Genomic DNA, 19,679 nt, shown 5'->3' on the forward strand with positions numbered 1-19,679 from the left:
CGGGCCCTGGGCGCTATTTTCAAGATAGCCGCCCATGCCGCTGGCGCAGCACCATCAGATGGTGAAAATGGGCCGCACGCCCTGGGGGCTATTTTCAAGATAGCAAATGTTGTATTTTGTACAACAAAATCGGGGGGATAAGCCCTACTTACGGCTAAAAGTTGTAGAAAGTGCAACATTTCGGGCGATGTTCCCGGGTTTGAAGCCAATCGCGCCCAAATTGTTGCACAAAATGCAACATTCCCCTTCCTCTGGTGCGAAGAGGGCGGAAAATGTTGCATTTTTTGCAGGATTTGTTGCCTCATGTGCCCGGGGAGGGGGCCGCTAAGGCGGAGTCTGAACGCTAACATGGTTCTCGCGCTGACGCTGGTTTCTGCACCAGGCAAAACTGCCGCACAAGCGCAGTCCTGCTCATCCGTTGAATGTGCTTCGATCGAAGCTTCTCTTCATGCCCGCTGGATCGATGCTGTTTTGCCGGGCTAACGCTGGCCACAGAGTTTATTTCACTCAAAACGCTCGATTTGAAATTGTAACGCAAGTGAGCGGCCTTATTTGGCATTTTTGCTGCCAGATTCAGCGTTTTTGGCAAAATAGCGCTACCCAGCCTACGTTACATTTTTCAAAGGCTGCTTTTCAGCAAAATAGCGTTTGTCACCAGCGTTAGAGATTCGGAAGCTTCGGTGGGAGCATTGGAGAAAGCGCAGGAAGGGCAGCACAGGAACGGCAGCACCAGAAAGAACAGCGAAGGAAGGAAGCAGCGCAGGAAGGGGCAGCACCGGAAAGAACAGCGAAGGAAGGGAGCAGCGCAGGAAGGGGCAGCACCGGAAAGAACAGCGAAGGAAGCAGCGCAGGAAGGGGCAGCACCGGAAAGAACAACGCAGGAAAAGCTCAGGAAGGATCAGCTGTCGAACAGAGCACGGCTTGGGCTGCGTGTGGAATATCCAATAGACGTCTATGGACGAGCGATCCCTTCGCCATCGGCCGTCACCTTAGGTGCCTGAAAATTCGCCGGAGGGTTCCGTCCAATTTTTCAAGATAGGGGTTGATTGTATGAAGAAAGCGATCGTCATCTTAAGCGGCGGTCTGGACAGCACGACGTGCATGGGCATAGCCAAGGCGCAGGGGTACGAGTTGTACCCGCTCACGTTCGATTACGGCCAGCGGCATAAATCGGAGATCGAAAACGCCCGCCAGGTGGCCGAATTCTACGGTGTGGCGCAGCGGCATAAGATCGTCTCGCTCGGCTTTCTGAAGGAGTTCGGCGGCAGCGCGCTGACCGACGAATCGATCGAGGTGCCGCCGGCCGGCGAAAGCGGCCCGATCGATTCCGATATCCCGGTCACTTACGTGCCGGGCCGCAACCTGCTGTTCCTGTCCATAGCTACCTCCTATGCGGAGGTAACGGGGGCAGAGGCGATCTATATCGGCGTCAACGCGCTCGATTACAGCGGCTATCCCGACTGCCGGCCGGAGTTCATCCGGAAGGTGGAGGAAGTGATGGCCTTGGCGACCCGGGTCGGCGTGGAAGGTGGGCCGATGCGCATCGAGACGCCGCTGATCCATTGGTCCAAGGCCGATATTATTCGGGAAGGCACGCGGCTCGGCGTGCCGTATCAGCTGACGACATCGTGCTACAACGGCCAGAAGGTTGCCTGCGGCGAGTGCGACAGCTGCCGTCTGCGGCTCAAAGGCTTCGCCGAGGCCGGCTTGACCGACCCGATACCTTACCGAACGAGCGCCCGGTAATATGATCGCACGACTAAAAGCCCGCTATGCCGCTTTGCGGTATTGCGGGCTTTTGGCTGCGCGCGGGGCGGCGCGAAGCGGCCTGGTCCAGGCTGGCACTAACGGCCATCAAGCCGGCTTGATGCAGCCCCCGTTCGAGGCCGGTCGATTCGGTTGTGAACACGGTCGCCGCGGCCTTGATGCCGAACCCGTCCGGGGGACAGGGCTGCTTATGCCGAGAGGCCCGTCGGTATCCCGCACGGGCTGGGGATCATTTTGGCTTACGCTGCTTGTCGCGCCAGAACAGGACGGTCAGCATCCGCTCGATCCATTCCTTGTCCTGCTCGGTCAGCTCGATGCCGTCGAAGATCAGCTCGTTCTCTTGCAAAAACCTCCGCAAATTCACTTTCGGCCGCACGTAGTTCTCGTCTTTCTCGCCGTCCGGCTTCTCCAGGTAACCGGCGATTTGCATAAGCTCGGTGTACGGTATGTTCAAGCCCTCCGACAGCTTCATCAGCACGTCGGGCGAAGGAACGCCGCGATTGCCGTTCTCCAGCTGCGATATGTAAGCGGCGGATACGCCGGACCGGTCAGCCAGCTCGCGGATCGTAAACCCCTTCATTTTACGCATGTCCCGCAATTGCTCATAAAAATCCATGAAAACACCTGCCAGGCTATAAGGTGATAACCTATAAAAAAAGGTAAACATTGGTGAACATTTTTATATTAACAGTAAACAAAAACGTAAGCAACGTGAAAAAAATAAAACATTAGCAAACATATATGGTTGCAAAAGTAAATGCAGGTGTTATAATGGAAACAGATATTCGTATGGGGGGCGGGTATGTTGAAAATTAGAGCAAAATCGATGGCCATTGCGAGGGCGCGGGCGGTCAAAGGAATGACGCAGAAAGATTTGGCACGGATGTCCGGCCTTAGCTGCGCCTATATCAGCCTGCTGGAGCGGTCGGTGAAGTCAGTCGGTCCGGGGACGGCAAAAAAGCTGTGCGAGCTTCTGGACAAGCCGATGGATGAGTTGTTTACGCTGGAATAATCGAATAGCGAATGAGACCCGTATGGCGGGAGATACCTCATCATCGGTTGTCGGCCGTCGGTCGTCAGTCGTCCCTACCAGTTGAAAATCGTCACTCTGGCGTCGGCAATCGGCGCTTGGCGGCAAGGATATACGGCTGTCCCTGCGGCAACGCCCGATGCCGCAGGTCCGGGGCCGTTTCGCGTTCCTGTACGCCATACAGCCGGAGCTGCTGGGCGAGCAAACGAATCCATCGCATCGGTCGTCACCTTCGGTGCCTGAAAATTCGCCTGGCGCAGAGGGGGCATGACGTCAGCGTCGTGGTGCCCGCCTCCGGCATCATCGCGACATCAAAGAACAGCGATTTCGTTTGCGGACTTGAATGACTGCTTCTCGAGGAATGGGTCCAGGGCACTACTATAATCATAATGGCTTATCCGCCTGTCGGCAAGCATAAACGCCGCGCGGGCGGCGATATTTTGTGGCGATGTTCCTCGATATTTCTCGATATTCCTCGATGTTCTTCGATGTTCTTCGATGTTCTTCGATGTTCCAGCGTTTTTGGTGATCGACGGGCAATTGTCCGGAAAAACGATTGACAGCGCTTGGAAAGCGGGCATATAATGGTCTTATCACTCGAGTGAAATTTTTGATTTAATGCTAATTTGTCATGACACGGAAAGTCGCACTTCGCTTGCCATGCTGCAGCGAAGTTAAACTTAGCGGCGTGTTATGTTCAACAAGGAGGCCGACGATGAGAGTTGCCGTATTGGGCGCCGGAACGATGGGCTCGACCTATGTGCAAAATTTAGCCAAAATGAAGGATGTGCAGCCTGCGGGGGTGTGCGACATTCGCCGCGAAGCGGCCGGGCAGGCGGCAGAGCTGTGGGGAACGAACGCCTACGAATCGCTGGAGGCGATGGTGGAGCGGGAACGGCCAGACGTTGTCTGCGTCTGCGTGCCGACGTTTCTGCACAAGGAGTATGTGCTGAAGCTGGCGGCTATGGGCAAGCATGTCATTTGCGAGAAGCCGATCGCGCTGCATCGCGAAGACGCCGAAGCGATGATCCGGGCTTGCCGGGAAGCCGGGGTGCGGCTGTATATCGGCCATGTGCTGCGCTTTTTCCCAAGCTACAAGGATCTGCGCGTCAAAGCGACAAGCGGCATCGTCGGGACGGTGCAGGTGGCGCATGCGAAGCGGCTGAGCGCTTTTCCGAAGGGATGGAACCGGTGGTTTGCCGATGCGTCGCTCAGCGGCGGCGTCATTGTCGATCTGATGATCCACGACCTGGATTTTTTGCGGTGGACGATGGGCGACGTGCAGAGCGTGTACGCCAAGCTCCACAAGGATGACCATATGGAATATGCCAACGTGACGCTTCAGTTCCAAAGCGGGGCGCTCGCGAATGTGGAGGCGTTCTGGGGATACCCCGGCGCGTTCACGACGGGAGCGGAGCTGGCCGGCACGCGCGGCGTGCTCCGCTTTGACAGCTCCAGTTCGCCGACATTGGAGGTGAGGCGGTTGCGGCGGGAAGAGGATGGCCGGGAAGGAAGCGGCGTCCCCGTGCCGCGAACGCCGGCCAAGCATGATCCGTATTATTACGAGCTGCGCCATTTTCTCAGCTGCATTGCGGGGGAGAGCGAGCCGGTCATTACGGCGGAGGACGGTTACGCCGCGCTTGATATCGCACTGGCTGCGGTGCAATCGGCGTCGACGGGGCTGCCTGTCCGCATGGGAGGTGTTTTGGCATGAGCAAGCTGAAGGTGGGCATGATCAGCTTTGCGCATCAGCATGCCGTCGGTTATTTCCATCTGCTGCGCCGCCATCCGGATGTCGAGATCGTCGGAATCGCCGACGGGGTCAAGGAGCGGGTGCAGCGCTATGTGGAGGAGAGCGGCGTGCCCTATTTCGAGCGGTACGAGAACCTGCTGGCAACCGATGCCGACGCGGTCGTCGTCTGCTCGGAGAACAAGCATCATGCGGAGCATACGATTCGCGCAGCCAGAGCAGGCAAGCATGTGCTGTGCGAGAAGCCGCTTGGCCTTTCGCGCGAGGAGATGGAGCGGATGATCGCGGCCTGCGAAGAGCATGGCGTGCAGCTGATGACCGCTTTCCCCTGCCGATATTTGCCGGCCGTCGTGGAGGCCAAGAAAGCGGTGGAGCGCGGAGAGATCGGGCGCATCGTTGCCATCAAGGGCACGAACCGGGGAACGATGCCGGGCAAATGGTTCGTCGACCCCGAGCTGGCGGGCGGCGGCGCCGTGCTCGACCATACGGTGCACGTCATGGACCTGATGCACTGGTTTACCGGCTCCAGGGCAGCTCAGGTGTTCGCCCATGCGGAGACGCTGTTCCATCCGATTCCGACGGACGATGCGGGAATGGTGCATGTCACGTTCGAAAACGGAGTGTTCGGCGTGCTCGATCCGAGCTGGTCCCGTCCGAAGTCGTTCCCGACGTGGGGGGACGTGACGATGTCGGTCATCGGCACGGATGGCGTCATCCATATCGACGGCCTGGCCAGCCGCAACGAGGTATATTCCGACGAGCGGGACAAAGCGGTCTGGAGCTATTATGGCGACAGCATGGACGAGTGGATGATCGACGATTTCGTCGCCGCGATTCTGGGAAGGAAGCCGGTGCCGATTACCGGTCGGGACGGCATGCAATCGGCGCTTGTCGCGCTGGCAGCTTACGAATCGGCGAAAGCGAAGGCGCCGGTCGACCTGAAATAACAAGCGGCCGCATCGCGAAAGCTCTGCCGCATGTCTGCGAAACGTCTTTCACTGTCCGGGGGGCAGGGGGCAGGCCACCTCGACCGCTGCCCGCGGCACGTCCAGAAACGTCTTCCACTGTCCCGGGGGGCAGAGAAGACGTTTCTTCCGTTTATAAGCGCTGCCGTGAAAGCGTCTGCAGGCGCTGCAATTCATAGCGTCACGATCTTGTTCTTGCCCGTCGTCTTGGCCTGGTACATCGCTTCGTCCGCCAGCTTGATGAGATCGTCCGCCGTCTGCCCCTTGCGCAGCTTGCTGCTGCCCATGCTGACCGTGACGACGGTCTCCGCCTCCACGCGGGCGCGAATCCGCTCGGCGACCGCTCTCGGGTCGGTCTCGGGATCGACGATCAGCACGACGATTTCCTCGCCTCCGTAGCGTCCGCAAATGCCGATATCCTCCGTCTCCTCGCGGACGATATGCGATACCTGCATCAGCACCTCGTCGCCCGTATGGTGCCCCTTCGTATCGTTCAGCTTCTTGAAATTATCGATATCAATGAAAATAACGGACACCGGCTCGCGCATTCGGACATGCTGGTTGACCCGCTGGTAGAAATATTTGCGGTTATACAGCTTGGTCAATTCGTCTTTGATCGAGGAGTTGTATATCGCCTGCATGATCTCGATAATTCTCTCGAAAATTAACAAAAACAGAACGGTGTGGCACACAAACGAAGCAACGATGCCGAGCATGCGCAGCGTGGGCTGCTCCCCCTTGAGCAAATAGACGTCGATCATATGTATCGTCTGGTTGAAGAAGGCAAGCGTCAGCAGCACCTGATATTTGCCGTTCTGTCCGATGCGGGGGTTAACGAGCAAAAAGCCCGAAAAAATGAGCAAAAACATATACAGCTCGATGCCGAGGGACTGAACGAGCCGCATCGAGCCGTTCACGCCGTCCAGCCACCCCGGCAAATACCAGTAGCTCAGCGCCACGCCCAGGCTGACGACGCCGATGACCGCAAGGACGAATGCGTCCCGCTTGCGGGTGACGTTGTACAATTGGTAGATGCCGAGATGAAGAAGCAGGAAAGACAGCATTTTGAGCGACAGCTCGATAAAATATTGCATGTCGCTGTCGATCGGCCATAGCGTCCGGATGATGATCTGCACGTTCTGAACGATCATAATGAAGATCGCGAGCACCATGGACAAATAACCGATCTTTCTGCGGTTCACCAATAGTCTGAAGGAAATGATGAAGGTCATCGCCAGAATGACCAGAAGCATGGCGTACAGGAAAACGGCGCCAAGCGGCCCGTTCCAGAACGCCGACCACGACATGGAGTCGGTCGGGGATGAATCCATTGGCAAGTTGGTAAGCCTCCGTCGAGAAACTAAAAAGAAAGGAACGCGAGTTTATTATACCAAACATATATTCGAGCCGTGAAGTCTTGTTCTGCCAATCGATACCTGTTACGATGGAAAGAGAACGTTTAGCTTTTTCATCAAGGGGGGACTCACCCGAAATGCGCATACTTCAAGCGTTGTTTTTTCCTCCCGAGCAGCCGGGCGGGGTATCGTCTATGGTTCCGTTCATGCTGGACCGCTTCAACAAGCGCGGCTGGGAGATGGAGCTTTTTTTCCTGCCCAAGAGGATACGCGGCAAAGGAACCGAAGAAGTGCAATTTTCCACCTTCGATTGGCAGGCTTACGCAGGGAACCGGGTGGTGGACAAATATATTCAAACCTTCAAGGACTACATATGGTGGACCAAGCTTCGCATCCAGCAATCCTATGATCTGATTCATGCCCATCATCCGATCGCCTGCCTCGTCATGAAGCGCCTGTTTCCGGATACGCCGGTCGTCATGACCGTTCACTCCAGCTATGAGCGAGAGCTTATTCTGAATGGCAAAATCCGCGAGAACGGGCCGGAGCACCAGTTCCTCACATCGCTTTACCGCGAGCTGGAGGAGTGCGCCGATCAGCTGATCACCGTCTCGAACGCGTTCAAAAGCTACTTGGCGGATTATGTGCAGGAGCCGGAAAAGATCGGCGTCATCCCGAACGGCTTCGACGAGAAGCGCTTCAAGCCGGTTCAGCACGAGAACAAGGTGCCGCAGCTGATCACCGTATGCCGGCTCGTTCCGGCCAAAGGGCTGGATGTGCTGCTGCAGGCGTGCGCGGAGCTGAAGCGGAAGGGCCGCCCGTTCGTGCTGCATTTGATCGGCGACGGGCCGATCCGGCCGGAGCTTGAGGCGCTGGCGCAGGAGCTCGGCATTTACGAGGATACGATCTTCTACGGCTACATGCTGCACCCCGAGGACTTCATGCCGTTCTTCGATATTTTTGTGCTGCCGTCGCGCGCGGAGGCGTTCGGCTCGGTGTTCGCCGAGGCCGCGCTGTGCGGACTGGCGCTGATCGGCACGAAGGTCGGTGGCATCGCGGAGCAGATCGAGAGCGGCAAGAACGGCCTGCTCGTGCCGGTGGACGATCCGTCCGCGCTGGCGGCCGCGCTCGAGAAGGTGATCATCGATCCGGCTTATCGCTACCAGCTCGCCCGCGTCGCCCAGGAGAAGGCGCTGAATACGTACTCCATGTCCCGCGCGGTACGGCAACTGCGCGCCGTATACCGCTCGTACCGGACAAACGACGAATAAGCCGGCTCGATGGCGATCCGCGATCCGTGATCTGCGGGCCGTGATCCGCGGGCCGCGGGAGGCGCAGGGGAGGAAGCTGGCAGCAAGGGCTGCTGCCTCCCCGCGAAGCGTGCGCTCCTCTCCCGGCCTGGCGGATGCGGCTCACGCCGCTGCCGCTTGCGCCTTCCATGTCAAGCGGCGAGGCGAAGCAGGATGACGCCGGCGACGGCGCACACGAGCCCTGCCGTCTCCCGCCGGCTGAACGTCTCCTTCAGCCCGAAGCGGGCGTACAGCAGCACAATGACGACGTTCATCGCGATGATGGCGGAGACGAGCCCGGTTACGCCTTCGCGGAAGGCGGGCATCACGAACATCATGCCGCAGACGTTCGTCAAGCCGACGACCATGCCCCAGACGACTGTCCGCCCTGCGCTCCATGGAGCCGGAGCGGGACGTGCCGCCGCTGCGGCGCCGCTCTCCGCGCCATCCGCTGCGGCGGCCGCCTCCCGGGCCGGCGCCGGCTTGGCGCGTCCGGCCAGCCAGGAGACTCCGAACAGCAGCGAGCCTGTCGTGAACATCATCGTCAGCACCGGCAGCGTCTCCGCGCCGAGCAGCGTGGCCTGCTTGCTGGTCAGGTCGGTCAGGCCGAAAGACAGCATCGCCAAGGCGCCCCACTGGGCGCCCTTCAGATTGCGGAACGAAATATCGCTTGAATAGCGAATCAGCAGAAGACCGGCGATAATGACAAGAAACGAAGCGAGCTGAACGGCGTTCAGCTTTTCGTTCCATAAAAAATAAGCAAGCGTGACGACGACGACCGGCGGCATAGCGGTCAGCAGCGCGACGAGCGACGCCCGGCCGACGGCATATCCTTTGTACATCGAGGCGTTCCCCATAAAAGAAAAGAGCCCCAGCAGCACGCCGATCCAGGCCGCCTGTGTCCACGCTTGTCCGGCGAAGCCGTTTGCCCCGACGACAATCAGCGTGCCGGACAAGTACACGCCGAACAGCAGCAGGTTGCGGTCGATCGGCCGCTGTGAGGTCCATTGGTACAAAATGCCCCTCAGCCCGAAGCATAGAGCCGAGGCGGCAGCGAATACAAACCACATCTGTCCATTCTCCTAGCAGTCCACTCGGACGGTTGTCCGTCCTTGGTGTTATTCTTCGTAGATCATCTTCACTGTCATGCCCCCGTCGATCACGAGGTTTTGGCCTGTCATGAAGCCGGTATTGTTGCCGCACAAGTACAGGCAGGCGGCGGCGATATCCTCCGGCCGCCCGACGCGGCCGACCGGATGCTGCAGCCGGTCCCGCTCCGAATGCACCGGCACAGTCCGGCGGGACGCCTTCTGCCAATCCCGCGTCTCGATCCAGCCTGGGCTGATCGCATTGACCCGGATGCCGTAGGGGCCGAGGCTTACTGCCATCGCATGCGTCAAGGCCAGCAGCCCTCCCTTGGAGGCGGAATAGGCTTCGGTATCCGCTTCGGACATGAGCGCGCGGGTGGAGGCGATATGGACGATCGAGCCTCCTCCCTGGCGTTTCATGAGCGCAGCGGCCTGCCGGGAGCAGAGGAACGGGCCGCGGAGATTCACAGCGAGCACCCGGTCGAAATCGCTGACAGGCAGCTCGAGCATCGACCCGCCCCTGCTGATGCCGGCATTGTTGATCAGCGCGTCGACCCTCCCGAACTCCTCCGCAATGACCCGGAACCAGCGCTGCACCTCTTCCTCGGCGGACACGTCCACGCACAGGAACATCCCTTGCCGGCCCAGCTTCCGGATGTCCCGGATCAGCTCCAGCCCGGCTTCCTTGTCGATATCCGCCGCGGCGACATCGTAGCCGGCCTGCGCGAAGGCCAGCGAGATCGCCCGGCCGATCCCTTGCGCGCCGCCGGTGACGGCCGCCACTTTGCGCATAGGCACACCTCCCATCCAGCCATTTGCTTTTTGCTGTAATTATCGAATACTATAAGAATAGCATAATTGGAAGAAAAGAAAAGAACGTCGAAGCCTCGCGCCCGAAGCTCGCGACATGCAGGCGCATGCGCGCTATGCCTCGGCGGCGGGGTCCTTGCGCCAGATCAGCAGCGTCATCCAGGCCATGCTGAGCAGGCCGAACAGCGGGTAAAGCGAAGCCAGCAGCGCCTTGAAGCCGATCTGGCTGACGACGAAGCTGGCGGCCAGCAGGAGCAGCACGATCGTCCGTTCGGCCAGGCCTGTTCGCTGGGAGATTTGCAGGGAGAGTCCGTAGATGTCGGCGAGAAATGTGGTGAATATTTCGCTGTATATAACGAAGACGAACAGAAGCTGCAACACGCCGCCCATCTGCTGCGTCAACAGGCCCATCGGAATATCGTAACGCAGAATATCCGGCATTTGGGCCGATAAGGCGAAATGCCCGGCCAGCAGCATGAGCCCGATGAGGATGCCGCCCAGGGTGCCGCCGCGGATCAGGACGGAGCGGTCGCGTATCGCCGTCCCGAGCGGAACGAGCACCGCTTGCGCCATGGACAAGTTAAAGGCTGCATACAGCAGCGGAGCGAGCCAAATCCGCAGCGTCGAATGGCCGGTATCGAGGAGCAGCCAGTTCGCAGCGCCCGGAGAAGGGTAGGCATAGATGACGGCCATGACGCTGAATAGCGCCATCATCGGGACGACCAGGCTGTTGACGGCCAGTATCGATTTCATGCCCTTGATCAGCAAGAGGTAAGTGAGCGCCATCGTGAACAGTAGCCCGGCCTGATATGGAAGCTTAAGCTGCTCGGCAAAGACGGAGCCGGCGCCGGCCAGCATCACGGTGGTCACCCCGAACAAAATGACCATCGTGAACAGGCTGACCCACTCGCCGATCTTCGGACCGAACAACAGCTTGTTCAGATCCTCGTAAGATTTGGCGTTCAATTGGCCGGCCAGCAGCATCAGCTTGATTCCAAGCCACACGAACAAGGCGGAGGCGACGCCGATCGTCAGCGTGGCCATCCAACCGTACCGGGTGAAGAACTGCAGAATCTCTTGGCCGGTGGCAAAGCCGGCTCCTACGACGGTCCCCACGTAGGTAAAGCTGACCTGCAGAACGCTCCCCCATTTTTTCATATCGAATCGTGTCCTCCTTCGTACAGCTTGTATACTTACAAGTTATGTACAGGGGCCAAGCCTCATGACACGAACTTCGGAACCGCCTTGCGGACCAGCTGAAGCGCTTCGATGCCTGCGTTCCCTTTTCGACCTAGACTATTCTTGATACAGGAGCGTGCCGCTGTGGACCTGCTGTTGCCATTCATAGATCAATATGGATACATCGCATTATTCGTGCTTTTGTGCCTCGGCATCGTCGGAGTCCCGGTGCCGGACGAAATATTGATGACGACGGTCGGTTCGTTGACGGCAGGCAATGAGCCGATCTTGTCGTACGGACCGTGCCTTCTTGCCAGCTTTGCCGGCACGATGACAGGGATGATGACCAGCTACATGCTCGGCCTTAAGGTGGGCAAGCCGTTCCTGTACCGGTTCGGCCGCTGGTTCAAGCTGACTCCCGGCAGACTGGCCGTGGCGGAAGGCTGGTTTCAGCGGTATGGCCTGTGGGCTGTCGCGTTCGGATATTACATTCCGGGGATTCGCCATTTTACTTGCTATTTGGCCGGGGCCAGCAATGTCAAGCTGTGGAAATATGTGCTCGTTGCAGGAAGCGGCGCTTTCGTCTGGTGCCTCACCTTCCTGACGCTCGGACATGTGATCGGCATTAATGCGCCGGCTATTCTGGAGGCGATACACCGTTATTTGAGCATCTGCGTTGCGGCCGTCGTCATCGTGGCTGCCGCCGGCGGATACGTCTATTGGCGGTTCCGCAAACGAACTGAGCCCGGGTCGTAACGACAAAGGGACGGTTCCCCGGATAGGGGACCGTCCCTTCGCGCTTATTCGGCAAACAGCTTGATGGAATTGATGACCTGTGTCTTCGGATCGATGTCGAGCTTGAGCAGCGCGCCTTCCGATTCGTAGGCAATGACGTAGCTCGTGTTCGTATCGGGCTGGCCGAGCGCCTTGATCGCATCGGCAACCTTGTCGCCCAGCTTCAATCCGTTCAGTCCGGGGTCGACATCCTTGCTGCGCACATCGATAAACTGGAGCTCCTTGGCACTGTTAAAGCCTACCAGAAAATCGGTGTAATCGTACACGATAATCGTCTCTTCCTCTTCCATCAGAAACTGGTCCGCCGGCTTGCCGAGCTGGCTTACAATGTCGTCCGCCTTCGTCTTCAAGGCCAGGCCGAGCAGCGTGGGCTTCTCCTGCGTATACGGCTGCTTGATCTCGAGCTTCGGCTTGCCCGGCGGAGCATCGGCCGGCTCCTGTGCAGCTTCGCTGCTCGCCAGCGATACCTTGTCCCCGGACGGTTCCGGCGGTGCAGGCGCGGTCGCCGGCGGTGCGGACTTTTCTTCCGGGACGTTGTCGGTGGGGGAGGCTTGCCTTACCTCCTGATCATGGTTATGCATGGCTGGCGCCGGTTGAGCCGGCTGATGCTCCATGGCGACGGGCTCCTTGGAGCCGCAAGCCGTTGCGAAAGCCAGCAAAGCGATCAATGCGGACAAGCAGCCGACAATGCTTCTTTGTGTTTTCATCCCGGTAACCCTCTTTTCGTCTTAATCTATCTTGAAAAATTGGACGGAACCCTCCGGCGAATTTTTCAACACCGAAGGTGAAGACCGATGACGACAGGAAGAGCTCGTCATAGGCGTCTATGTACCATAGCGCTTGTTTGGGCGGCATTACTAATCATACTCTGCGCCTCGCATTTGCTCAAAGAGCAAATTGAGTCAAAATTAGGCAAAAACAATGAAAATATGCAAAATTCGATTTCAAAATGGCTGCTGCTCGAGCGATACTTTACCTTTTAATATATTAGACGAAATTTATACAGGAAAGTTTCAACTTTTTTCAAAAACATGCCGGCGGCTGCTTGAATGTCCCCTTGCGAATGTGATAAGTTTACGAAAAAGATTGGATGGAGGAACAGCGGAAGCATGGAACTGTTGAAGGAGAAAATTAAGGAAGTCGGCATCGTCGTCTCGGATGAGGTGATCAAGCTGGACGCCATCCTGAACCACGCGATCGATCCGGTATTGACGACAGCGATGGGGCGCGAATTCGCGCGCAGGTTTGCCGAGGACAAGATCACGAAGGTGGTGACGATCGAATCGTCGGGAATCCCGATTGCGTTCGCCGCGGCGCAGGAGCTGAACGTTCCGCTCGTTTTTGCCCGCCGAAAAAAGACGCTGAATACCGCAACGGACACCTACTGCGAAAGGGTGCCTTCTTTTACGAAAGGCATGGTCACTGACATTATGGTGGCGAAGGAATTTTTGCACGAAAGCGACAGGGTGCTGCTGATCGACGATTTTATAGCGAACGGAGACGCGGCGAAAGGACTGATTCGCATCATTCAGCGATCCGGCGCAACCTTGGTCGGGGTCGGCATCGCGGTGGAAAAGTCGTTCCAAGCCGGGGGACGGTCAATCCGCGAACAGGGCATTCGCGTGGAGTCGCTCGTGCGCATCGCCTCTCTGGCCAACGGAGCGATTCGCTTCGAATAACAACATTTGCATAAGCGGCTTTTTGTCTTAACGCTTCCCTCTCCGAGCATTTTTTTATATAATGATGACATCGACTTGAGATTTAGCGGAATGGGGAAGCAACGTTACGAGCCGACAGTTGCGTGGCAGCTGCGTGAGAAAGATCGAATTCGAGCCGGAACTAGCTTGGAGGAGGGGGATACCATGGAAAACAACATGATTCCGGAGCAGTTTATGATGAACAAGCTGGCGGAAGCCAAGGTTCATTTCGAGCGGGCCCTGGATTGCAAGCATACGGAGTTTGACGACTTGTACCCTTATATGGTCGAGCATCCGCAATTTTTCTGGTACAAACGCTACGTGGCCTGGTCGGAGCTGCTCACCGTCGTGAAGCTGTGCCGCGAGCTGGACATCGATTGGACCACAGCCTTCTCCGCTCAGCAGGCGGAATATATTACGAAGCGGGTCATGTCCAGCAAGGTGCTCGATTACTGGTACGAAACGAACGATTCGAGGGAGCATGTCGGCTAAGCGGAAAACTTATGTTGCCTGATCATATAACAACCTGTACTCCGGATGCGGAGCACAGGTTGTTTTTTGTCTTGTCAATCCAGGACCTTCATGCTTTCGATCTGCTTCTTCGTCTCGGGCGTGCCGAGCTCGTAAAGCTTGCGGTATATGGCCTTGAGCGACTGGCTGTTCGCTCTCTCCAAATCGTCGTCATATTTGGACAGCACATAAGACGAAAAGCCGAGCATCGCTCCGGCGGACGTCTCGTCCCATTCCTGCGCATCCTCGAACATCTCCTGCAGTTGGTCGATGTCCTCTTCGGTCGCCTCGATTTCCAGCTCGTAGTTGCCGATCACGTCTTTGGGCTCCAATATTTCCGCAGAGCCAACGGTGACGTAGTACGTTTTTTTCTCCACAGCGCAGCGCCCCTTTCATCTTGCTATCGTTAAAGTCCACAATTTGCGGCTGGTAAAGTCCCCAATCCCGATTTGTTTATTGTATGCCCCAAAACATGATATCTTATAGATACGCGGTGCATTTTGTACCCGAAGAGATCATGCAGGAAAGGACGAAGCCGACGATGATCAGCGAAGAGCAATTGGATGAATATCGCGTTCAGGGAACGATGCTGCGCGTCGTGCGGGATGCCGATCCCGCCAACGATGTCAAAGGAATTGTCGTCGCCTGGAACGACAAGCATGTGCTGATCCGGCGTCCGAATCGGCGCGTTGTGCAGCTGGACAGGTCTTATCATTATCAGCCGTTCTCGGAGCCGAGGGCCGACTTATGGGGGACGAACGAGCCATGACGAAGGCGGGAGCGAATCGGGCCGCGGACGGAAGCGGGAGCCTGTATGCAAGCGACAGCGGAATAAGCGGCGTTCGTTACGGAGTGGCCGATGTCGGTGGCGGACGGATACTGGCGATCGAAAGCTCGGCGCCGCTTCATATATTGAATTCGTCGGTATGGAACGGCGGATTCGCGAAAGTGACAAGCATCGTGAACCGGCAGGTCGACAGGTCGTACGACTGCGCCGATCCGGCGGCAGAGATGAAGCGGTTTTTGCAGCGCAGCGGTTTTGAACCGGAGCGAACGGCGGCGATGCTGACGGCAGCAAACATTCGGGGCTACGGGCGGAAGCTGGCAGCGGCTGGAGGCGGCCCCGCTGTCTGCGCCTGGGTCACGGCCGGACTCAGCAACCGGTCGCGGGCCGGCAGCCTGCGGGCCTCGGACAAGCTGTACCCCGGCACGATCAACACGATCGTCGTCATCGACGGCGCTTTGACGGAAGCGGCGCTCGTGAACGCCGTCATTACGGCGACGGAAGCGAAGGCGGCCGCTTTGCAGGACATGGGCGTGCTGACCGATGACGGGCTGCAGGCCACCGGCACGACGACCGATGCGGTCATTATCGCAGCGGTTCCGCGAGGGGGCCCCATTCGTTATGCGGGACCGGCCACGACTGCGGGAGCCGCTATCGGCGCGGCGGTCTACGAGGCGACGCGGGCCAGCCTCCGCGGCGACTTGGGCGGGAGATAGCCGGCTAAGCCGGACGAATTCTACCGCCATCGGCTGCCCGCCTGCGGTGTTGAAAAATCGGCGTATGGATGCCGCTGATTTTTCAAGGGAGCAGCCGATGACGGGCGCATCCTATCGTCATCGGCCGTCACCTGCGGTGTTGAAATTTTGTCGGCGTATATCGCCAAATTTTCAAGATAGACGCCCATGCCGCTGGCGCGGCACCATCAGATGGTGAAAATGGGCCGCCTGGGGCTATTTTCAAGATAGCCGAGCCACAAAAGTTGTATTTTGTACAACAAAAACGGGGAGATAACTCCTATTTGACGCTCAATGTTGCACTTTGTGCAATATTTTGAGCGATGTTCCCGGGTTTGAAGTCAATTGCGCCCAAATTGTTGTACAAAATGCAACATTTCCCTTCCTCTGGTGCGAAGAGGGCGGAAAATGTTGCATTTTTTGCAGGATTTGTCGCCTCATGTGCTTGGGGTCGCGTTCCTGGGCCATTTTAGGATAGCCGCCCAGGATGGGTGCAGCCTTCCGCCATCGGCTGCCTGCCTGCGGTGTTGAAAAATCAAGCGAACGGATGTCGCCGATTTTTCAAGATAGACGCCCATGCCGCTGGCGCAGCACCATCAGAAGATGAAAATGTGCCGCGGCGCACCAAGCGCTATTTTCAAGATAGACCCCCATGCCGCTGGCGCAGCACCATCAGAAGATGAAAATGTGCCGCGCACCCCGGGGCTATTTTCAAGATAGGGCCGAATGCTCCGCAGCTTTCCTGCGCAAGCTAGGTATCAAGGATGCGGCAATTCCTGGAACAGTTCATGCAGCAAGCCGGATGATTGCGGAAAGGAGCACAGCGACCTTATGAATGAAAGCTCAAGCACAGACCAGATCGAGCTCGATGCCAATCATGTGCTGGTAATTCAGCGCAGTGAAGCAGGGCTCGGCGGGCAGGTGGTCGTGCGCGACCGAGGCCAGCCGGGCAGGGGCACGCAGCTGTTCGACCTTCCGCCGCAGCGGAATGCCGAAGCGCTGGTCGATCTGGCGTATATGTCGCTGCAAGCGGTGAGAGAAGGGTAGGCAGGCTGCAGGCAGGGCGGATCGACAGGCTGCAGCGGTAACGGCAACAGGAACGGCGGCGGCAGCGTAATTCCGCCCCGTTCTGTCAAGGCCGCAGCCCGGCGATAATGAGCAGCACTCCGAGCGTGGCGGCGAGTCCGACCAGCAAAAATATGAAGCCGCCGAGCACAAGCAGCAGTCCCGGGAACATGAGGACGAGGCAGATAAAGCCGAGCAGTCCGAAGAAGGTTTGGAGCATCCATTTAAGCCAATGCCATATAATCAGCGCCAGGATGATCCCCAACGCAATCTGCAGCATCATGCGCATCCCCTCCGCCAAAAGTATATGGCGCATCGGACAAAACATGCCTGGGCGTGTCATCAAAGGCTTGAACGCTGCATACAATGCCATTATCCATGCCGACAGGCGAAGGAGGGGTTACGAATGTCCCGCGAAAGCTCTGCGCTCAAGGGGGTCGTCTACGGCATATTGTTTACGCTTCCAATCTGGGCAGGCGTCGGATGGCTTCTGTGGAGGTGGCTCGGTTAAAAATGACCTGGAAATTTTGCACAAAGTGCAGGATTTTCTTAAAAAGCAGCCAAGTGCTCCGGGTTTTGTTGTGCAAAATGCAACTTTGGCTGGAAGCTGGGCGCATGCAGCTAAAAAATTTTTTCAAAAACCGTTTGACAATAGCTTTGAAGGGTGCTATGATAGTTTTTGTCCGCTTCGTGAGATTGACGAAATGCGGGTTCGATACATGCGGTCATGGCGGAATTGGCAGACGCGCTAGATTCAGGTTCTAGTGGTGTAACAACCGTGGAGGTTCGAGTCCTCTTGACCGCATTTCGATTCTTTCATATAGTTCCATCGTTCTATGTATGCGGTCGTGGCGGAATTGGCAGACGCGCACGGTTCAGGTCCGTGTGGGCTTACCCCCGTGGAGGTTCGAGTCCTCTCGACCGCACCAATTCAACAATGAACGAGCTCTTGAATTTTCTCTTGCAGAGGTTCAGGAGCTTTTTGCATATTTGGAATCTGTAATGTAGCGCTCATCACTTGAGCCGAAGAAATTTTCGAGCTGTAGTCGAGATGAGCATAAATGTTGGCTAATGGCTATGCCCCAGCCATTCTTGAATCTCCTTTAAGCTGACACCATTAGCAAGCAGTAAGCTGGCACAGCTGTGACGAAGATCGTGAAACCGAATGGTAGTAGAAACGGAGATGGAGCAGGAACGTTTATTCGATGAACTAAAGAAAGGAAAGCAAGACCAATATGTCGCCTATAGAAAATTTATTATTGAAAAACAGCATCGGGTGATGAAGAAGGATGAAGTGAACACTTTTATGCAGGATTTTAGCGTGAAGTTCGGGGATATGGATATGGCAAAGAATGTGATGACTGCGGCCTATGAAAGTGCTGATGTCATTGATGGCCCTAAACTGACCATATGTAAAAGATGCGGATGGACGGTTGCTTTCGACCGAGAGAACAGAGGAATTTGTTCGGATATACGATGCAGAAACTACACGAATAATTTTACTGATGTCGAGGTTGTCGAAAGCCCTCCTATTCATTACTATCGGCAAAGAAAAGGTATCGTACAGTTTGTAGGAAATCCGGGGGTTATTGAATTGGAATTGGAAAACGAGTGTCGGAAACTTGGGTTGCAAACGGAGTTGTGGCCGGATAAAGATAGTTACGATCTCAAGATCACATTTCATGACGGTGAGTCATGGGCCGTGGACGCCAAAGATTATTCAAGAGCGTTTCTGTTAAAAGATAAGATTGAGAAGGATGGGAAGGCTATCCCCCAATCTCATCGTTGGGAAGCCGGATTTATTGTTGTGCCGGATGAACGTGTACGTGAGAATCGCCATTATACTCGCATTGTCGACCAAGGGATACGGCAAGTTGGACAAAGAGAAACGGTGCGTTGTTTAAAGTTCACTGATTTCATGGAAGAAGTGAAAAAACGCGTGGGAGGGGATTCCTTTGAGATTGGTTCGAAGCAGATTATATGAGATTTCTCGAAAATTGGCTCCCCATCTTTCTACGAATTCCGGCTTATCCGAAGTTGGATTTGCCAAGATTGAGTTGCTCTTGTACCTCTTCCATCAATATACGACTGGCAAAGATGTGAAGAAAGCATACTTGTTGTTATCTGGCTTATTTGATCGGCCTTCGGAAGCCTAGTAAGCAGGACTATGTGCTATTGAACGCAAGGAAACTGTTGCGAGGCCTGCATTCAAAGATTGACTGGGAAGATCAGATGGGGAAATATTTCCGGATCAAAGACTCGATTCGATTATTCTTGCTATCTGATGATGACAAGTTGAGTTACTAAACCCCTTTTCGACTGCTTCACAAGTCCTGAGTTTCGAGCCCATTTTTACCTCTCCTTTCATTTATCTCTTATTTGGTAAATAGGAACTGGATAGCAAAAAGGCAACTTCAATTAGTGAAAATAAAATATCCCTCCGCAGTTCCAAAGGCCCAAGAAAATCGGGTCTCAAAGAATCGGAGGGATTTTCATGCTGAAGTGATTTTTATGAAAGTAATTTAGTCGAGTAACGAAAATATGCCTTTAAAAAAATTTGCCTCAATTTTTTAAAAAATGAATGCAGCCCAATAAAAAAAGGGGGGGTTAACAAAACATCGGGCACACCATTATTAACCTGTACTCCGTAAACAGTAAGTATCCTGCAAAGCTATTGTACTTATTTGAGACCATTATATGTTAATGAAGAGCAACGAACAGAAATCCGTTTCTTTTTGGTCATTCTGGAATCAGGTATGAAGATGAATAGCGATATCCGGATTCGGTGGTGTTATCTTTCCGTATCCAATGGTAGGCCTTAACACGATAGTAATAGCCAGATAATACAGAGATATCGCGAA

At 56.0% G+C, this 19,679-nt stretch carries 21 protein-coding genes, 2 tRNA genes and 1 pseudogene; 14 read left to right on the plus strand and 10 right to left on the minus strand.

Features of this window, described 5'->3' with window-relative positions; translation table 11 throughout:
- The first annotated feature begins 1,050 nt into the window (after positions 1 to 1,050).
- Complete coding sequence (gene queC / locus F591_RS0112600) at positions 1,051 to 1,746, plus strand: 7-cyano-7-deazaguanine synthase QueC (RefSeq protein ID WP_019534965.1); 696 nt, start codon at positions 1,051 to 1,053, stop codon at positions 1,744 to 1,746.
- Between the two features lie 250 nt (positions 1,747 to 1,996).
- On the opposite strand, the gene F591_RS0112605 is transcribed toward queC, so the two are convergent.
- Positions 1,997 to 2,434 carry a helix-turn-helix domain-containing protein gene (locus F591_RS0112605; protein WP_342665586.1) on the minus strand — a complete coding sequence of 146 codons (438 nt, stop codon included), beginning with the start codon at positions 2,432 to 2,434 and terminating at the stop codon, positions 1,997 to 1,999.
- Positions 2,435 to 2,569: 135 nt separating this feature from the next.
- On the opposite strand from F591_RS0112605, the gene F591_RS0112610 reads away from it, so the two are divergent.
- A complete protein-coding gene (locus F591_RS0112610; RefSeq protein ID WP_019534967.1) occupies positions 2,570 to 2,779 on the plus strand; it encodes a helix-turn-helix transcriptional regulator in 210 nt (69 codons plus the stop codon).
- 91 nt (positions 2,780 to 2,870) lie between these two features.
- On the opposite strand, the gene F591_RS31400 is transcribed toward F591_RS0112610, so the two are convergent.
- Positions 2,871 to 3,017 (minus strand): hypothetical protein, encoded by a 147-nt coding sequence (locus F591_RS31400; protein WP_019534968.1) that lies wholly within the window; start codon positions 3,015 to 3,017, stop codon positions 2,871 to 2,873.
- Between the two features lie 495 nt (positions 3,018 to 3,512).
- Between F591_RS31400 and F591_RS0112620 the strand changes: the two genes are divergently transcribed.
- Together F591_RS0112620 and F591_RS0112625 are read left to right on the plus strand one after the other, a co-directional pair.
- The gene (locus tag F591_RS0112620; protein ID WP_019534969.1) at positions 3,513 to 4,511 is read left to right on the plus strand and encodes a Gfo/Idh/MocA family protein; all 999 of its coding nucleotides are present in this window, start codon (positions 3,513 to 3,515) and stop codon (positions 4,509 to 4,511) included.
- Positions 4,508 to 5,494, plus strand: a complete 987-nt coding sequence (locus F591_RS0112625) for a Gfo/Idh/MocA family protein (protein WP_019534970.1) — start codon at positions 4,508 to 4,510, stop codon at positions 5,492 to 5,494. The genes F591_RS0112620 and F591_RS0112625 overlap by 4 nt, the downstream gene beginning before the upstream one ends.
- A 191-nt stretch (positions 5,495 to 5,685) precedes the next feature.
- On the opposite strand, the gene F591_RS0112630 is transcribed toward F591_RS0112625, so the two are convergent.
- Positions 5,686 to 6,843, minus strand: coding sequence for a GGDEF domain-containing protein (locus F591_RS0112630; RefSeq protein WP_019534971.1), 1,158 nt, complete (start codon positions 6,841 to 6,843; stop codon positions 5,686 to 5,688).
- A gap of 161 nt (positions 6,844 to 7,004) precedes the next feature.
- On the opposite strand from F591_RS0112630, the gene F591_RS0112635 reads away from it, so the two are divergent.
- Positions 7,005 to 8,138 (plus strand): glycosyltransferase family 4 protein, encoded by a 1,134-nt coding sequence (locus tag F591_RS0112635; RefSeq protein WP_019534972.1) that lies wholly within the window; start codon positions 7,005 to 7,007, stop codon positions 8,136 to 8,138.
- A gap of 170 nt (positions 8,139 to 8,308) precedes the next feature.
- Here the strand turns inward: F591_RS0112635 and F591_RS0112640 are convergent, their stop codons facing one another.
- The 3 genes from F591_RS0112640 to F591_RS0112650 form a co-directional block, all read right to left on the minus strand.
- Entirely contained in the window at positions 8,309 to 9,226 is a 918-nt protein-coding gene (locus F591_RS0112640) for a DMT family transporter (protein WP_019534973.1), read from the minus strand.
- 48 nt (positions 9,227 to 9,274) lie between these two features.
- A complete protein-coding gene (locus F591_RS0112645) occupies positions 9,275 to 10,036 on the minus strand; it encodes an SDR family oxidoreductase (protein ID WP_019534974.1) in 762 nt (253 codons plus the stop codon).
- Positions 10,037 to 10,168: 132 nt separating this feature from the next.
- Positions 10,169 to 11,212 carry a YkvI family membrane protein gene (locus F591_RS0112650; RefSeq protein WP_019534975.1) on the minus strand — a complete coding sequence of 348 codons (1,044 nt, stop codon included), beginning with the start codon at positions 11,210 to 11,212 and terminating at the stop codon, positions 10,169 to 10,171.
- Between the two features lie 165 nt (positions 11,213 to 11,377).
- On the opposite strand from F591_RS0112650, the gene F591_RS0112655 reads away from it, so the two are divergent.
- Positions 11,378 to 11,989: a DedA family protein gene (locus tag F591_RS0112655; protein WP_019534976.1), complete on the plus strand. Its 612-nt coding sequence runs from the start codon at positions 11,378 to 11,380 to the stop codon at positions 11,987 to 11,989.
- A 44-nt stretch (positions 11,990 to 12,033) separates the two neighbouring features.
- Here F591_RS0112655 and F591_RS0112660 read toward each other — a convergent pair whose 3' ends face one another.
- On the minus strand, positions 12,034 to 12,735 hold the full coding sequence (locus tag F591_RS0112660; protein WP_019534977.1) for a hypothetical protein: 702 nt from the start codon (positions 12,733 to 12,735) through the stop codon (positions 12,034 to 12,036).
- A gap of 402 nt (positions 12,736 to 13,137) precedes the next feature.
- On the opposite strand from F591_RS0112660, the gene F591_RS0112665 reads away from it, so the two are divergent.
- Positions 13,138 to 13,707, plus strand: a complete 570-nt coding sequence (locus tag F591_RS0112665; protein ID WP_019534978.1) for a xanthine phosphoribosyltransferase — start codon at positions 13,138 to 13,140, stop codon at positions 13,705 to 13,707.
- A gap of 183 nt (positions 13,708 to 13,890) precedes the next feature.
- Positions 13,891 to 14,217: a hypothetical protein gene (locus tag F591_RS0112670; RefSeq protein WP_019534979.1), complete on the plus strand. Its 327-nt coding sequence runs from the start codon at positions 13,891 to 13,893 to the stop codon at positions 14,215 to 14,217.
- Positions 14,218 to 14,291: 74 nt separating this feature from the next.
- On the opposite strand, the gene F591_RS0112675 is transcribed toward F591_RS0112670, so the two are convergent.
- Positions 14,292 to 14,612 (minus strand): hypothetical protein, encoded by a 321-nt coding sequence (locus F591_RS0112675; protein WP_019534980.1) that lies wholly within the window; start codon positions 14,610 to 14,612, stop codon positions 14,292 to 14,294.
- Positions 14,613 to 14,776: 164 nt separating this feature from the next.
- Between F591_RS0112675 and F591_RS0112680 the strand changes: the two genes are divergently transcribed.
- From F591_RS0112680 to F591_RS0112690, 3 genes are all read left to right on the plus strand, one after another.
- Positions 14,777 to 15,004 (plus strand): hypothetical protein, encoded by a 228-nt coding sequence (locus tag F591_RS0112680; protein WP_026326576.1) that lies wholly within the window; start codon positions 14,777 to 14,779, stop codon positions 15,002 to 15,004.
- On the plus strand, positions 14,983 to 15,735 hold the full coding sequence (locus F591_RS0112685) for an adenosylcobinamide amidohydrolase (RefSeq protein WP_245581033.1): 753 nt from the start codon (positions 14,983 to 14,985) through the stop codon (positions 15,733 to 15,735). The genes F591_RS0112680 and F591_RS0112685 overlap by 22 nt, the downstream gene beginning before the upstream one ends.
- Before the next feature lie 849 nt (positions 15,736 to 16,584).
- On the plus strand, positions 16,585 to 16,800 hold the full coding sequence (locus tag F591_RS0112690) for a hypothetical protein (protein ID WP_019534983.1): 216 nt from the start codon (positions 16,585 to 16,587) through the stop codon (positions 16,798 to 16,800).
- 85 nt (positions 16,801 to 16,885) lie between these two features.
- On the opposite strand, the gene F591_RS0112695 is transcribed toward F591_RS0112690, so the two are convergent.
- The gene (locus F591_RS0112695; protein WP_019534984.1) at positions 16,886 to 17,101 is read right to left on the minus strand and encodes a hypothetical protein; all 216 of its coding nucleotides are present in this window, start codon (positions 17,099 to 17,101) and stop codon (positions 16,886 to 16,888) included.
- A 438-nt stretch (positions 17,102 to 17,539) separates the two neighbouring features.
- Here F591_RS0112695 and F591_RS0112705 point away from each other — a divergent pair.
- Together F591_RS0112705 and F591_RS0112710 are read left to right on the plus strand one after the other, a co-directional pair.
- A tRNA-Leu gene (locus F591_RS0112705) sits at positions 17,540 to 17,623 on the plus strand.
- Positions 17,624 to 17,660: 37 nt separating this feature from the next.
- A tRNA-Leu gene (locus F591_RS0112710) sits at positions 17,661 to 17,747 on the plus strand.
- A gap of 142 nt (positions 17,748 to 17,889) precedes the next feature.
- Here F591_RS0112710 and F591_RS33270 read toward each other — a convergent pair.
- Positions 17,890 to 17,985, minus strand: a pseudogene (locus tag F591_RS33270) (tyrosine-type recombinase/integrase); the annotation flags it as partial.
- Positions 17,986 to 18,175: 190 nt separating this feature from the next.
- On the opposite strand from F591_RS33270, the gene F591_RS0112715 reads away from it, so the two are divergent.
- Positions 18,176 to 18,802, plus strand: coding sequence for a restriction endonuclease-related protein (locus F591_RS0112715; RefSeq protein WP_281166695.1), 627 nt, complete (start codon positions 18,176 to 18,178; stop codon positions 18,800 to 18,802).
- Positions 18,803 to 19,679: the final 877 nt, after the last annotated feature.

Origin of the sequence: Paenibacillus ginsengihumi DSM 21568 (assembly GCF_000380965.1) — a bacterium.
GTDB lineage: Bacteria > Bacillota > Bacilli > Paenibacillales > NBRC-103111 > Paenibacillus_G > Paenibacillus_G ginsengihumi.

Excerpts from the sequence above, each read along its gene's own strand:
- F591_RS0112610 (WP_019534967.1), top strand. The coding sequence starts at position 2,570 with ATGTTGAAAATTAGAGCAAAATCGATGGCCATTGCGAGGGCGCGGGCG.
- F591_RS0112605 (WP_342665586.1), bottom strand. The coding sequence starts at position 2,434 with ATGTTTACCTTTTTTTATAGGTTATCACCTTATAGCCTGGCAGGTGTT.
- F591_RS0112620 (WP_019534969.1), top strand. The coding sequence starts at position 3,513 with ATGAGAGTTGCCGTATTGGGCGCCGGAACGATGGGCTCGACCTATGTG.
- F591_RS0112635 (WP_019534972.1), top strand. The coding sequence starts at position 7,005 with ATGCGCATACTTCAAGCGTTGTTTTTTCCTCCCGAGCAGCCGGGCGGG.
- queC (WP_019534965.1), top strand. The coding sequence starts at position 1,051 with ATGAAGAAAGCGATCGTCATCTTAAGCGGCGGTCTGGACAGCACGACG.
- F591_RS0112660 (WP_019534977.1), bottom strand. The coding sequence starts at position 12,735 with ATGAAAACACAAAGAAGCATTGTCGGCTGCTTGTCCGCATTGATCGCT.
- F591_RS0112665 (WP_019534978.1), top strand. The coding sequence starts at position 13,138 with ATGGAACTGTTGAAGGAGAAAATTAAGGAAGTCGGCATCGTCGTCTCG.
- F591_RS0112680 (WP_026326576.1), top strand. The coding sequence starts at position 14,777 with ATGATCAGCGAAGAGCAATTGGATGAATATCGCGTTCAGGGAACGATG.
- F591_RS0112695 (WP_019534984.1), bottom strand. The coding sequence starts at position 17,101 with ATGATGCTGCAGATTGCGTTGGGGATCATCCTGGCGCTGATTATATGG.
- F591_RS0112650 (WP_019534975.1), bottom strand. The coding sequence starts at position 11,212 with ATGAAAAAATGGGGGAGCGTTCTGCAGGTCAGCTTTACCTACGTGGGG.
- F591_RS0112670 (WP_019534979.1), top strand. The coding sequence starts at position 13,891 with ATGGAAAACAACATGATTCCGGAGCAGTTTATGATGAACAAGCTGGCG.
- F591_RS0112685 (WP_245581033.1), top strand. The coding sequence starts at position 14,983 with ATGGGGGACGAACGAGCCATGACGAAGGCGGGAGCGAATCGGGCCGCG.
- F591_RS0112625 (WP_019534970.1), top strand. The coding sequence starts at position 4,508 with ATGAGCAAGCTGAAGGTGGGCATGATCAGCTTTGCGCATCAGCATGCC.
- F591_RS0112715 (WP_281166695.1), top strand. The coding sequence starts at position 18,176 with ATGACTGCGGCCTATGAAAGTGCTGATGTCATTGATGGCCCTAAACTG.
- F591_RS0112645 (WP_019534974.1), bottom strand. The coding sequence starts at position 10,036 with ATGCGCAAAGTGGCGGCCGTCACCGGCGGCGCGCAAGGGATCGGCCGG.
- F591_RS0112640 (WP_019534973.1), bottom strand. The coding sequence starts at position 9,226 with ATGTGGTTTGTATTCGCTGCCGCCTCGGCTCTATGCTTCGGGCTGAGG.
- F591_RS0112690 (WP_019534983.1), top strand. The coding sequence starts at position 16,585 with ATGAATGAAAGCTCAAGCACAGACCAGATCGAGCTCGATGCCAATCAT.
- F591_RS31400 (WP_019534968.1), bottom strand. The coding sequence starts at position 3,017 with ATGCGATGGATTCGTTTGCTCGCCCAGCAGCTCCGGCTGTATGGCGTA.
- F591_RS0112630 (WP_019534971.1), bottom strand. The coding sequence starts at position 6,843 with ATGGATTCATCCCCGACCGACTCCATGTCGTGGTCGGCGTTCTGGAAC.